This window comes from Pseudomonas antarctica (genome assembly GCF_900624995.1).
Classification (GTDB): Bacteria; Pseudomonadota; Gammaproteobacteria; order Pseudomonadales; family Pseudomonadaceae; genus Aquipseudomonas; species Aquipseudomonas antarctica.
The window spans coordinates 79,171-93,336 of record NZ_UYXQ01000014.1 but is presented as its reverse complement, the minus strand read 5'-3'; the positions used below and the strand labels follow the sequence as shown (position 1 = coordinate 93,336).

At 63.5% G+C, this 14,166-nt stretch carries 3 protein-coding genes and 1 pseudogene; 1 reads left to right on the top strand and 3 read right to left on the bottom strand.

Annotation, left to right across the window (positions count from 1 at the left end):
• On the bottom strand, positions 1–11,545 hold an 11,545-nt coding region (locus E0F99_RS11775; protein WP_130908774.1), incomplete at its 3' end, for a non-ribosomal peptide synthase/polyketide synthase.
• A gap of 51 nt (positions 11,546–11,596) precedes the next feature.
• A complete protein-coding gene (locus E0F99_RS11770) occupies positions 11,597–12,349 on the bottom strand; it encodes a thioesterase II family protein (RefSeq protein ID WP_083357533.1) in 753 nt (250 codons plus the stop codon).
• 298 nt (positions 12,350–12,647) lie between these two features.
• Between E0F99_RS11770 and E0F99_RS11765 the strand changes: the two genes are divergently transcribed.
• Positions 12,648–13,199 carry an RNA polymerase factor sigma-70 gene (locus E0F99_RS11765; protein ID WP_005789991.1) on the top strand — a complete coding sequence of 184 codons (552 nt, stop codon included), beginning with the start codon at positions 12,648–12,650 and terminating at the stop codon, positions 13,197–13,199.
• Positions 13,200–13,268: 69 nt separating this feature from the next.
• On the opposite strand, the pseudogene E0F99_RS11760 reads toward E0F99_RS11765, so the two are convergent.
• Positions 13,269–14,085 (bottom strand): annotated as a pseudogene (locus E0F99_RS11760) (substrate-binding periplasmic protein).
• Positions 14,086–14,166 lie beyond the last annotated feature (81 nt).

The following is a 14,166-nucleotide window of genomic DNA, read 5'->3' as shown; positions in this document are numbered from 1 at the left end:
GGGGGCGGCCGGTGGCGACCGAGGTGTAGATCACATAGGCAAGGTTGTGCGGACCGCTTGAGACCCCTGGGTTTTCCCCACGGCCCGGCACTTCCTCCCACACCAACAACTGGCAGTCGGTGCCTTCGAGCAATTCAATCGCCTGCTCGCGGCACGCTTCAGTGCACACCAGCAACGGCGTGCGGCTCAGGTCAATAATGCGGCTCAGGCGCTGGCTTGGCAGGCCCGGGTCCAGCGGCAGGTAACCGGCGCCGGCCTTGAAGCTGCCGATGATCATGCCCAGCAGCTCCAAGTTGCGCTCGGCCAGCAAAGCCACCGGTTGATCCAGGCCAACACCCGCCGCAATCAGCGCGTAACCCAGGCCGTTACTGCGCCGGTTCAACTCGTCATAGGTCCATTGCTGGTCAAGGCAACTGGCGGCGATGCCCTGCGGATGCGCGGCCACCTGCGCTTCAAACAGCTCGACGTAGCTGCGCTCCAAGGGGTAGGCGTGCGCACTCTGGTTGCAGCCGTCCAACAGGAATTCACGCTCTTGCTCGCCGATCAGCACCAGGTCGGCCATGTCGCCATGGAAGCCCTGCACCAACGCCAGCAACAGCCGCTTAAACTCACCGAGAAGGCCTTGCACGGTGGTTTCGTCGAAGTAACGCTGGTCGTAGGACAGGTGCAAACCGAGGTCATCGCCCGGGTAGCACACCACGGTCAGCGGGAAGTTGGTGTGGGTGCGGCCGGAATCCGAGGTGGCGTTCAGGCTTTGCGCGCGGTCCAGCACCGAGACGTCTACCGGCGCGTTCTCGAACACGAACAGGCTGTCGAACAGCGGCTGGCCCTTGGGCAATTCGCTGTGTTCCTGAATAGTCACCAGCGGCAGGTATTCGTACTCGCGCAGCTGCATGTTGCTGTCGAGCAAGCCGCTCAACCACTGGCGCACGCTGCAACGCTGGTCGTCTTCAGGCAGTTTCACCCGCAGCGCGATGCTGTTGATGAACAGGCCGACGGTACGCTGCATCTCGGGCATTTCCACCGGGCGCCCGGCCACGGTGACGCCAAACAGCACATCACGATCGCCGCTCAAGCGCCGCAGCACCAACGCCCAGGCCGCCTGGGCGAAAGTGTTGACGGTCAGTTGATGGGCCTGCGCCAATTCACGCAAGTGCGCACCGTCGCGGGCATCCAGGCGGGTGTAGCAGTCGCCCACCACCATGGCGCCGCTGTGACCTGCGTGTTCACGCAGGAACGGCCGGTCGCTCGGGATCGGCGTGGTGCGCTCGAAACCTTGCAAGTTCTGCTGCCACCACTGGCGCGCTTCGGCGAGGTTCTGGCGTTGCAGCCAGGCGATGTAGTCGCGGTAGCGCGGCGGCGTGGCCAGTTGCGCTTCGCGACCTTCGCCCAGGGCCATGTAGATATCAAAGAAATCATGCATCAGCAGCGAACGGCACCAGGCATCAATGAGGATGTGGTGGTTGCTCATCATGAACCAGTAGCGTGCTTCGCCGACGCGGATCAGGCGCAGGTGGAACGGCGCTTGGTTGAGCAGATCGAAACCGGCTTCACGCTCGGCCTTGAGCAGCGCTTGCAGACGCGGCTCCTGTTCACTTTGCGCAGCGGCGCTCCAGTCAAGGTACTCAATCGGCGCGCTGCCCGGTTTGTGGATCACTTGCAGCATGTCTTCGCCGACGTTCCAGCAGAACGACGCACGCAAGGCTTCGTGACGGGCGATCACCGCCTGCCAGGCCTGGGCGAAACGCTCGGGGTCCAGCACGCTGTTGATGCGGTAGCGGTCCTGCATGTAGTAAAGGCCGGTGCCCGGCTCCAGTAGAGTGTGCAGCAATAGGCCTTCCTGCATCGGCGTCAGCGGGTAGATATCTTCGATGGCGCTGGCGGCAATCGGCAGGCTGTCGAGTTGTGCTTGGCTCAGGTGTGCCAGCGGGAAGTCGGACGGCGTGAGGCCACCGGCATCGTTGTTGAGGCAGTGCGCAATCAGGCTGTGCAGTTCGGCGAGGTAGGCATCGGCCAGCGCGCGGATGGTCTGCTGATCGTGGCGCTCGCGGCTGAAGGTCCAGCGCAACACCAGCTCGCCGCCATACACTTGGCTGTCGACGCTCAACGCGTTAGGCAGCGGCGCCTGCGGGTCATGTGCCAGGCCCGCCGACTCATCCAGCGGATGGAACAGCGCATCGGCGCCGAAGCTCTGGTCGAACTGGCCGAGGTAGTTGAAGGTGATGTCGGCGCTTGGCAGGGCGGCCATGGTCTGCTGGCACCCGTCGTCCGCCAGGTAACGCAGCACGCCGTAGCCCAAACCTTTGTGCGGCACGCCGCGCAGTTGCTCCTTGATCGCCTTGATCGACGCGCCCTGCTCTGCTTGCGGTGTCAGACGCAGCGGATAAGCACTGGTGAACCAGCCGACGCTGCGGGTCAGGTCGATGTCATCGAACAGGGTTTCACGGCCATGGCCTTCCAACTGAATCAGTGCTGAATCGTGACCACTCCAGCGGCACAGTACGCGGGCCAAAGCCGTCAGCAGCAGGTCGTTGACCTGGGTGCGGTAGGCGCTTGGCGCCTGTTGCAACAACTGGCGGGTGTGTTCGGCATCCAGGCGCACGCTGACGGTATCGGCATCGCGATTGCGCAGCGCGCCGTTCGGCCGATCCACCGGCAATGCCGCCGCCGGGCCGGCCAACTGGTCTTGCCACACAGTCAACTCTTCACGCAGGGATTCGCTGTTCGCATAGGCCTGCAAGCGCGCAGCCCAATCGCGCAAGGCGCTGGTCTTGGCCGGCAGGCTTACGGACTGACCGTCGCTCAACTGGCGGTAAACCGTTTGAAGGTCCTCCAGCAGTACGCGCCACGACACGCCATCCACCACCAGGTGATGAATCGCGATCAGCAGGCGTTGCTGACCTTGCGGGCCGTCCACCAGCAAGGCGCGTAGCAGCGGGCCGTGTTCGAGGTCGAGGCTGCGTTGGGTATCGGTGAACAGCGCGCTGCACTGCTGCATATCGCGCACTTGCGCCTGCATCAGTACGCCGCCTTGCGGCACGGCCAAATGCTCGGCGTGCCAATGGGCATCGCGCGGGGTGAAGCTCAGGCGCAGAGCATCGTGGTGTTCCAGTATCGCCAACAGCGCTTGCTCCAGGCGATGAGGGTCGAGTAACTGCAGCGGTTTGAGCAGCAACGCCTGGTTCCAGTGCTGACGATTGGGGATATCGGTATCGAAGAACCAATGCTGGATCGGCGTAAGCCCCGAGCTGCCGGTCAGCACGCCTTGCTCGGCGGCGACCTGCTCGGAACGCGTGGCCACGGCCGCCAGGGTTTGCACGGTCTGGTGCTGGAACAGGTCGCGCGGGCTGAAGTGAATACCGGCCTGCCGCGCGCGACTGACCACTTGGATCGACAGGATTGAGTCGCCGCCCAGTTCAAAGAAGTTATCGTCCAGGCCGACTTGCTGCACGTTCAATACGGCGCACCAGATCGCGGCCAGGCTGTGCTCCAGCTCGTTGCGTGGCGCCACGTAGTGTTGGCGGTTCGCCTCCGGGTCCGGTTGCGGCAAGGCTCGCCGGTCGAGTTTGCCGTTGGCGGTCAGCGGCATGCTGTCCAGCACGATCAGGTGCGCGGGCACCATGTAGTCCGGCAGTTGCGCCTTGAGGTGGGCCTTCAGCGCCTCGCGCAGGGTGCCGTGGTCGGCGTCGCTGACCAGATAGGCCACCAACTGTTTGCCGCTGGGTGACTCCAGCGCCAGCACCACCGCTTCGCGCACCGCTGGGTGTTCCAGCAGGCGGGTTTCGATTTCGCCCAGCTCAATACGGAAACCGCGAATCTTCACTTGATGGTCGACACGGCCCAGGTACTCCACCCGGCCATCGACGCGTTGGCGCACCAGGTCGCCGGTGCGGTACAAACGCCCACCCTTCGTGGCAAACGGGTCGGCGACAAAGCGCTCCGCGGTCATGCCTGGGCGTTCGTGGTAACCCTGGGCCAGACCGGCGCCGCCGACATACAACTCGCCGGTCGCGCCTTGCGGCACCAGCGCCAGGTCGGCGTCAAGAATGTACGCCACACGGTCACCGATGATGCTGCCGATCGGCACGCTGGCGGCGCCCTCTTCCAACTGCTGCGGCGCCAGGCTGGCCAGTGGCATGACCACGGTTTCAGTTGGGCCATAGGCGTTGAAAAACACCTCGGGCTGGAACGCCGCGCGGATGCGCTGCAAGTGTTCGCCGGTCAGCGCCTCACCGCCGGTGATGCACATGCGCACCGGCAAGGTCTGGTGCTGGGTCGCCAGCCACTGCGCCAACTGGCTGCCGTAGCTCGGGGTAAAGCCCAGAATATTGATGCGATGGGTGCGGATCAGCGCGCAAATTTCTTCGGCATCCCACTGGCCCTGGGCACGCAGAACCACCTGCGCCCCGCTGAGCAGCGGCACCAGCAAACGCTCGGTAGCAGCGTCGAAGTTGATGGAATAAAAGTGCAGCTCGCAGTCATCCGGGCGCATGCCGAAGCGCTCGATCACCGCCTGGCAATGCATGGCGATTTCACCGTGGGAAACCACCACGCCTTTGGGCTTGCCGGTGGAGCCGGAGGTGTAGATCAGGTACGCCTGGTGTTGCGCCAGGCTGATAAACGGCAGCTCGTTGGCCGGGTAATTGGCGAGCACCGCAAGGTCATCTTCCAGGCACCAACACGCCACCGTCGCCGGCAGTTCACCGAGCGCTTCAAACATCGCCGCGTCACTGAGCAGCAGGCCGATGCCGCTGTCTTCGATCATGTAGTGCAAGCGGTCCAGCGGGTATTCCGGGTCCAGCGGCACATAGGCACCGCCGGCTTTGAGGATCGCCAACAGGCCAATCACCATTTCCAAAGAACGCGGCAGCGCAAGGCCAACACGTACTTGAGGGCCGACGCCGCGCTCGCGCAGCATCCAGGCCAGGCGGTTGGCGCGGGCGTCCAGTTCGCGGTAGGTCAGCGTCTCACCGGCGAAGGTCAGCGCAGGCGCATCGGGACGACTATTGGCCTGCTGGCTGAACAGCGCATGGATGCACTGATCGAGGCGATGCTCACCGGCCTCGACACCCAAACTGTTTTGCAGCGCACGCTGCTCGGTCGCCGTCAGCAGCGGCAATTCGCTGAGGCGCTGTTGCGGGTTGGCGATCAACGCTTCCAGCAGGTTGCGCCAATGCTCGGCCATGCGCGCAATGCGCGGTTCGTCAAACAGGTCGGTGCTGTAGGTCAGGCAGCAACCCAGGCGATGGTCGAGGTCGGTGACTTCCAGGTTGAGGTCGAACTTGGTCGCGCGTGCATCATTGGCCAGGTACTCGACGGTCATGCCGGCCAGTTGGCGGCGCTGCTGGAATTCCCAGCGCTGCACGTTGCACATCACCTGGAACAACGGGTTGTACGCTGCGCTGCGCGGGGGTTGCAGGGCTTCCACCACGTGGTCGAACGGCAGGTCCTGGTGGGACTGGCCTTCGATCACAGTGTGGCGCACCTGCTCGAACAACTCGCCGACCTTCATCTGCCCATTGAGCTGGCAACGCAGCACTTGGGTGTTGAGGAACGCGCCGATCAGCCCTTCACTTTCCGGGCGAATCCGGTTGGCCACCGGCGCGCCGATGCGCAGGTCGGTCTGGCCGCTGTAGCGGTAGAGCAACACGGCCAACGTGGCGGTCATGGTCATGAACAGCGTCAGGCCACGCTCAGCATTGAAGGCGCGTACGCGAGCGGCCAATGCATCGCTCAGGTCGAAGCGATACAGCTCGCCCTGATGGCTTTGCACCGGCGGGCGTGGGCGGTCGCCGGGCAGTTCAAGCAGTGGATGCTCATGCCCAAGCTGTGCGATCCAGTAGTCCAGTTGGCGCTGCCGCTCACCGGACTCCAGCCACTGGCGTTGCCACACGCTGTAGTCGAGGTACTGCACCGGCAACGGCGCCAGCGGCGAGTCGCGCTCATCGATAAAGGCTTCGTACAGCGCGCTGAGTTCACGCGCGAAGATGTCCATCGCCCAGCCTTCGGTGACGATGTGGTGCAGGGTCAGCACCAAGTAGTGTTCCTGCGCGCTGGCCTTGACAAGGCAGGCGCGCAACAGCGGCCCGGTTTCCAGGTTGAAGGGCGTGTGGGCTTCGTGATCGGCGAACTGCTGCAGACGTTGTTGGCGCTCGGTGTCGTTCAGCGCCGAGAAATCCTGCCAGTCCATGCGCAGGCCGGTTTGCGGCGCGACCTTTTGATAAGCCACGCCGTCGACGCTCGGGAAGGTAGTGCGCAGGGTTTCGTGACGCATGATCAAGGCTTGCAACGCGGCCTCGAAACGCCCCACATCCAGCACGCCACGCAGGCGTGCCATGCCGCCGACGTTGTAGGCAGGGCTGTCCGGTTCCATCTGCCAGAGAAACCACATGCGCTGCTGCGAATAGGACAGCGGCACCGGCGCGCTGCGGTCGACCTTGGCGATGGCGGTTTGCTGGTTGCGCAGGCCCGAGGCCTGGATCAGCCCGACCTGCTCGGCAAACGCGCCCAACTCGCGGGCTTCGAACAAGGTGCGCAATGGCAACTCGACGTCGCAGGCCTGGCGGGTGCGCGAGATGATTTGCGTGGCCAGCAACGAGTGGCCGCCGAGGGCGAAGAAGTCGTCGCCCAGGCCTATGCGTGGCAGGCCGAGGACTTCGCGCCAGATCGCCGCAATCTGCTGCTGCAACGGCGTTTGAGGTTCGATGTGCTCACGGGTTTGCCACACCGGTTCGGGCAATGCGCGACGGTCGAGTTTGCCGCTGGGGCTCAGGGGCATGGCGTCCAGGCGCATCAGTTGCGCGGGCACCATGTATTCCGGCAGCTCGGCGGCCAGGGCGGTTTTTACCGCCTGTTGGTCCAACTCGGAACTGGCGGTGTAATAGCCGATCAACTGCTGCTCGCGCACCAGCACCACGGCCTGGGCGATGCCGTCCATGGCCAGCAGGCGCGCTTCGATTTCTTCCGGTTCCACACGAAAGCCACGCAGTTTGACCTGCTGATCAAGGCGGCCGAGGTATTCGAGCACGCCGTCAGCGCTCCAACGCGCGCGGTCACCGGTGCGATACAGGCGTGCGCCCGCCTCGCCCAGTGGGTCGGCAATAAAACGTTCGGCAGTCAGCCCGGCGCGGCCAAGGTAACCGCGCGCCAGACCGATGCCGCCGATGCACAGTTCGCCCGGTACACCGGCCGGCAATGGGTTGAGGTGTTCGTCCAGCACACGGCAGGTCACATTGCCCAGCGGCCGGCCAATCGGCGAACGCTCGCCATCTTCCGCGCGGCAATGCCAGTGGGTGACGTTGATTGCGGTTTCCGTCGGGCCATAACGATTGTGCAACTGCACCGCTGGCAGTTGTGCCAACACGCGGTTGCGCAGCTCGACGGGCAAGGCCTCACCACCGCAGAACAGGCGACGCAGGCTGGTGCATTCGGCCACCAACGGCTCATCGATAAACAGCTGCAACAGCGGCGGCACAAAGTGCAGCGTGGTCACGCCATGCTCCTGCACCAACTGCGCGATGCGGTGCGGGTCGCGGTGCTCGCCGGGGCCGGCCAGCACCAAGCGGCAACCGGTAATCAGCGGCCAGAAGCATTCCCACACCGACACGTCGAAACTGATCGGCGCCTTTTGCATCAGCACATCGGTGTCGTTGAGTTGATACGTGGCCTGCATCCACTGCAAGCGCTCGGCCAGCGCCGCATGCGTATTGCCCACGCCTTTGGGCTGGCCGGTGGAGCCGGAGGTGTAGATCACGTAGGCGAGGTTATCGCCGTGCAAGTGCAAGCCCGGTGCTTGGGTCGGCCAGCTCTCGAGGTGCAGGCTGTCCATGGCAATCACGCACACGCCTTCGGGCGCCGGTAGCAGCTCCAGCAGCGAGGTTTGGGTCAGCAGCAGGTGCACGCCGCTGTCCTGGAGCATGTAGGCCAGGCGGTCCGCGGGGTAATCCGGGTCCAGCGGCACGTAGGCGCCACCGGCCTTGATGATCGCAAGCAAGCCGATCAGCAGTTGCGGCGAACGCTCGGCCGCGATGGCCACGCACACATCCGGGCCGACGCCTTTGTCGCGCAGGTAATGGGCCAGGCGGTTGGCCTGGGTGTGCAGTTGAGCGAAGGTCAGGCTGGCGCCCTGCCAGACCAATGCGGTGCTGTCCGAGGTGTGCAGGTTAAGTAACTCGGGCAACCACTGCTGCGCGGGCACGCACGGCGCTTCGCTCCACGGCTGCTGCTCGTCGGTTTGCATCAGCTTCAGGTCACCGATGGCCTGTTGCGGTTGCTCGCATGCGGCATGCAGCAGGTTGATGAAGTGCTCGGCGAGACGCTGAATGGTTGCGGCGTTGAACAATTCATCGGCGTAGTCGAACGACAGGCTAAAGCGCCCGTTGCGGTCTTCTTCGCTGTGCAGTTGCAGGTCGAACTTGGCCTCGCGGCTGTGCCACGCCAGCTCATCGGCGAGCATGCCCGGCAGGCGACGCAAGGCACTCAGGTCGCGCTGCTGGTGGTTGAACATGACCTGGAACAGGCCGTGTTCGCGGGCTTGCGGGAAGGCTTCCAGCAGCTGTTCGAACGGCAGGTCCTGATGCGCCTGGGCACCTAACGCCGTCTGGCGGGTTGCAGCCAACAGCTGGTTGAACGGCAGACGCCCATCCAGCTCGGCGCGCAACACCAAGGTGTTGATGAAGAAGCCAATCAGGCCTTGGGTTTCCTGGCGCGGGCGGTTGGCATTCGGCACGCCGATGCGGATATCGCGCTGGCCGCTGTAGCGGTAGAGCAGGCTTTGGAACGCCGCCAGCAGCAACATGAACGGTGTGGATTCGTTGGCCTGGGCGGTCTGGCGAATCGCTGCGCTGAGGCCTGCATCCAGGCGCACGCTATGGCGCGAGGCGCTGTTGCGCTGTTGCGCCGAGCGCGGGTGGTCGGTGGCCAGGCTCAGGGTTGGATGCTCCTCGCCCAACTGCGCTTTCCAGTAAGCCAGCTGCCGTTGGCCTTCGCCTTCGGCCAGCCATTGGCGCTGCCAGCTGCCGTAGTCGGCGTATTGCAGGGCCAGTGGCGGTAACTCCAGGGTCTGGCCTTGAGTCGCGGCGCCATACAGCCGCGAGAATTCGTCGATGAGGATATTCAGCGACCAACCGTCGGCGACGATGTGGTGCAGCGTCACCAGCAGTTGGTGATCTTCATCGTCCAGGCGCACGAGGGTCACCCACAGCAGCGGGCCTTTTTCCAAGTCGAACTGGGTCCGCGCTTGGTCTTCGCGGATCTGTTGCGCGCGCGCTTCACGCTCGGCGGCGGGCAAGTCGCTGAGGTCGATGACGTGCAGGTCGAACTCGGTGGTTGCATCCACGCGCTGAAAGGCCTGGCCGTCGCGCTCGTAGAAGCGGGTACGCAGGGCTTCGTGGCGCTGGATCAGCTGCTGGAAGCTGGCGCGCACCGCGTCTTCGTCCAGCTCACCGCGCAAGCGCAAGGCGCCGGGGAGGATGTAGGCGCTGCTCTGCGGGTCGAGTTGCCAGGTGATCCACAAGCGGTTTTGTGCCAGGGATTGCGGCAGGTCGTCCTGGCGCGACAAGGCATGAATCGCGCCTTGAGCGATGCCGCCGTCTTGCTGCAATTGCGCGACGTTAGCGGCAAAGCTCGCAAGCGTCGGCGCTTCAAACAGCATGCGCAGGTTCAGTTCCAGGCCCAGGATTTCGCGCAGGCGTGCGACCACTTGGGTGGCCGTGATGGAGTTACCGCCGAGCAGGAAGAAGTGGTCATCGCCCGCGACGGTTGCAACCTGCAACTGTTCGCACCAGATCGCCGCGACCTGGCTTTGCAGTTCGGATGCCAACGCCACATCACTCGTGTGCGCTTGCAGGTCGGGGAACTGCGCGTAGCTGTCGAGGCTGCCGTCGGCATGGCGAAGGGCACACGCCGAGCGCTGCACCTTGCCGCTGGACGTCTTGGGCAAGGCGCCGGGGTTGAGCAATACAACCACGCTCGGGGCTTGTTGATAGGCCTCGGCCACGGCCTGGCGAATGGCTTTGATCAGCGCTTCGGGTGGCAGGATTTTCTGCACGCTGCGGCTGATTTCAGCGGCGATGCCGATGCCTTCCAGGCCCTGATCATTCACGGCAAAGACGGCGACGCGGCCCTTGCGCACCACTTCCACTTCGCGCTCGATGGTTTGTTCGATGTCCTGGGGATACAGGTTGTGGCCACGCACGATCAGCAGGTCTTTCAGGCGGCCGGTGATGTACACCTCGCCCTCGCGGATAAACCCCAGGTCGCCGGTGCGCAGCCAGGTGCGGCCGGCATGGTGTACGAACGTCTTGGCAGTGGCCTCAGGGTTGCGCCAGTAACCGTGGGCGATGCTCGGGCCAGTGGCCCACAGCTCGCCGACGTTGTTATCCGGCAGCTCGCTCAGCGTGTGTGGGTCGGCAATCAACACCGCGTGTTCCGGCTGGTGGGTGCCGCAGCTCATGATCGCGCTGCCCTGCCCCGGTTCGGCACGATTAGCCGCCAGCGCTTGTTCGTCCAGGCGCAAGGCCGGGATGCCGTGGCCACGGGTGCCACCGGCGACAAACAGGGTCGCCTCGGCCAAGCCGTAGGAGGCGAAGAAATGGTTCGAGGTGAACCCGCAGGCCGCGAACTTCTCGGCGAAGCGTTCCAGGGTGTCGAGGCGGATCGGTTCGGAGCCCGAATACGCCACGCGCCATTGGCTCAAGTCCAGGCGTTCCAGGGCGGATTCGCTGACCCGCTCGCTGCACAGGCGATAAGCGAAATCCGGCCCACCGCTGATGGTGCCGCCGTACTCGCTGATCGCTTCCAGCCAGCGCAATGGCCGGCCGAGGAAGTAAGCCGGCGACATCAACACGCACGGCACGCCGCTGAAAATCGGCTGCAGCAGGCCGCCGATCAGGCCCATGTCGTGGTACAGCGGCAGCCAGCTGACGATCACGTCATCCGGGTTGAGGTCGATGCCGAAGCCGCGACGGATCAGCACTTCGTTGGCCACCAGGTTGCCGTGGCTGACTTGCACACCTTTGGGCAATGCGGTGGAGCCGGAGGTGTATTGCAGGAACGCGATGTCGTCGGCGTGCAGTTCGGGCTCGACCCAACCGTCAGCGAGCTGCGCATCGAGAGTGTCGACGCTCAGTACTGGCGGGGCATTCTCGACTTGCGCCAGGCCGTCGCCGAGGCTGGCGATGGTCAGCAGCAGACTTGGCTCGGCATCGGCGATGATCGACAGCAGGCGCTCCTGGTGATGCCGACGGGTGGATTCGGGCGGATACGCCGGCACCGCGATGACCCCGGCGTACAGGCAACCAAAGAACGCCGCGACGTAGTCCGGGCCGCTGGGGAACAACAGCACCGCACGCTCGCCCAACGCCGCGTTGGCCTGCAAGGCGGCGGCGATGGTGCGGGCGCGTTGGTCCAGGTCACGGTAGCTGAGCACAACGTTGTGCTCGGCAGCTTCGGCGAGGAAGCGCAGGGCCACCTGGTCCGGGGTCTGCGCAGCTCGTCGCTGAAGCGACTGGACCAAAGTGCGGGGAAGTTCGAAGGCGTCCATCATGGGGTTCCTGCCTGAAATCGGCTTACGGGAAAATCGAGAATTAGGGAGCGCTTAACCGGCGGCCAGTGGCCACGCGGCGCCATTGCGCCAGCGCGCCAGGTGTTCGTCGGCATAGCGCCGCAGGCAGCGCAGCACGGCGCTTTCGTGCTGCACGAGGAAGAAGTGGTGGCCGTCAAACATGTCCAGGGAAAAGCCGCTGGCGGTGTCGGCCTGCCAGTCGAGTAACTGCTCGGCCCGCACGCTGTCTTGCTTGCCGCCGAACACATGGATCGGCATGCCCAACGGCTCACGCTGGCCGTAGGTGAAGCTGCCGCACAGCAGAAAATCGGCGCGCAGGATCGGCAGCATCAACTGCATCAGCTCGGGGTTGGCCAGGGCTTCTTCGGCGGTGCCTTGCAGTTCGCGCAGGCGGGCGATCAGTTGTGCGTCGGATTTTGCAATCGCGTATTCGCTGACATCACGGCGCGCCGGGCCAGCGGTGCCGGAGGCAAATAACGCCAGCGGCGCGGGCACGCCACGCTCACGCAGGGCGTGGGCCAGCTCGAACGCCAACAAGCCGCCGAGGCTGTGGCCGAACAAGGCATAGGGGCCATTCAGCTCACGGCTGACTTCATCTGCCAGCTGCGCAGCCAAGGCCTTGATGTCGCGCTGCAACGGCTCATCCATGCGCATGCCGCGCCCGGGCAATTCCAGTGGGCACACCTGCAACCAGTCCGGCAAAGCCCGGCGCCAACGCGTGTAAACCATGGCACTGGCACCCGAATAGGGCAGGCAAAACAGGCGCAGTCGCGTGGAGGCACTCATCGAAGGGCTCCAAACTGAAACACGCTGTATGCACGATACAAACCCATGTCGTCCTCCTGCGGGCGCTGATCCTTGGCCGTTTGTTAACGGACCTGTCACCCATGAGAACGGACGGAGCGAGCAAATAATTAGTCGCCGGGAAGGAGCAAGACGTGGTTCACACCTTCCAAGAAGGCATAAGATTAGTTCGCCTTCTCATTTGACAATCATTATCATTAAGCATAATTTGTTGCCCGATGTGTAGGAGGCCTCAGCAAGGACGCCCTCCCCTAACCTCTTTTGCGACAAGGTGATTTCCATGACGGAACAAGTATCCACAGGTAGGTGCGACTCACCGCTTCTCCAGGCATTCGTCGACAATCGTTTGATTCTGGTGAAGATCGCGGCACGCATTACCGGCTGCCGCTCGCGCGCCGAAGACGTCGTGCAGGACGCTTACTTCCGGTTGCAATCGGCGCCGACGATTACCTCATCGTTCAAGGCCCAATTGAGTTATCTGTTCCAGATCGTGCGCAACCTGGCGATCGATCACTACCGCAAGCAGGCCCTGGAGCTCAAATACTCCGGGACGGAAGAGGAAGGCTTGAATGTGGTCATTCACGGCGCATCACCGGAAACCTCCCACATCAACTTCAACACCCTGGAAAACATTGCCGACGCCCTGACGGAGCTGCCCCAGCGCACCCGCTATGCGTTCGAGATGTACCGCCTGCACGGCGTACCGCAAAAGGACATTGCCAAGGAACTGGGCGTGTCGCCAACCCTGGTGAACTTCATGATTCGTGATGCGCTGGTGCACTGCCGCAAGGTGTCGGGCAGCCATAGCGATACGTTTGCGCGGCGGGTTTGATTGATCAAAGAGTGAACAGGCTTGTTGTGGCGAGCGGGCTCGCCACAGGAACCTTCTTAAACACCAACCTCAGCGCACCGTCGTCACATCAATGCGATACGGCTCAAATATCTTCAACATCTGCCCATTATCACGCAGGCGCTTGAGCAGCTCGGCAAACGCCGCCCCGGTAATCGGTGCCTTCGGGCGCAGCAGCGCGTAGTGGTGATACACCTGGTCAATCCGCTCCGAGACCAGGAACTGCCCGGCCATGTCTGCGTTGCGCACCATGAAATCACTCAAGTACGAACGCGTGACCAGCGCGATATCGGCACGCCCACGCGCAACCATCAGCAGGTTGCTGTCATGGGAATAGGTCAACGTGGCATTGAAGTGTTCGGCCATGTACTTGGGGTCAGGGTTGAAGTGGGCGAAGGCGTAGTGATAGCCGCTGAACACCGCCAGGCGCTTGCCTTTTAAGTCGGCGAAATAGCTTTGATCGCGACCGGCCTCACGTTGGGCGACGAAGATTTCGGCGTCTTCCAGGCCCATGTCGATGCTGGTATGGGCAATGTTCTGCCAACCCCAATCGGGGTTTTCGAAGATAGCCATGTCGACCCGACCTTGCTCGAAATCCCGAAAACGCCGTGGGATAGACGTTGGCACTAGCACAAACTGGTAGTCGGTTTGCGCGGCGTTCAAGGCTTCGACCAGTTGCGGCAGTAAACCGGTGTCGGCGCCTTGCTCAGGGCGTACGGTGTACGGCGGAAAATGCGCGGCACCGATCCTCACCAATTGCGCAGCCGAAGCCGGCACACACCAATTGCGCAGCCGAAGCCGGCACACACCACGCGGTGCCCAGTGCCCATAAAGTCAATCCTGCAGCCAGCCGCCATGGCGAAAACATTGAGGCACACACCGTTTAATACTCTGATGGCAATAAGCTAGGCGTTTTTGTCAGGTGAGACAACTTTCCATCGGCAAATTA

Coding starts and splice junctions, on each gene's coding strand:
- E0F99_RS11770 (WP_083357533.1), bottom strand. CDS start 12,349: ATGAGTGCCTCCACGCGACTGCGCCTGTTTTGCCTGCCCTATTCGGGT.
- E0F99_RS11765 (WP_005789991.1), top strand. CDS start 12,648: ATGACGGAACAAGTATCCACAGGTAGGTGCGACTCACCGCTTCTCCAG.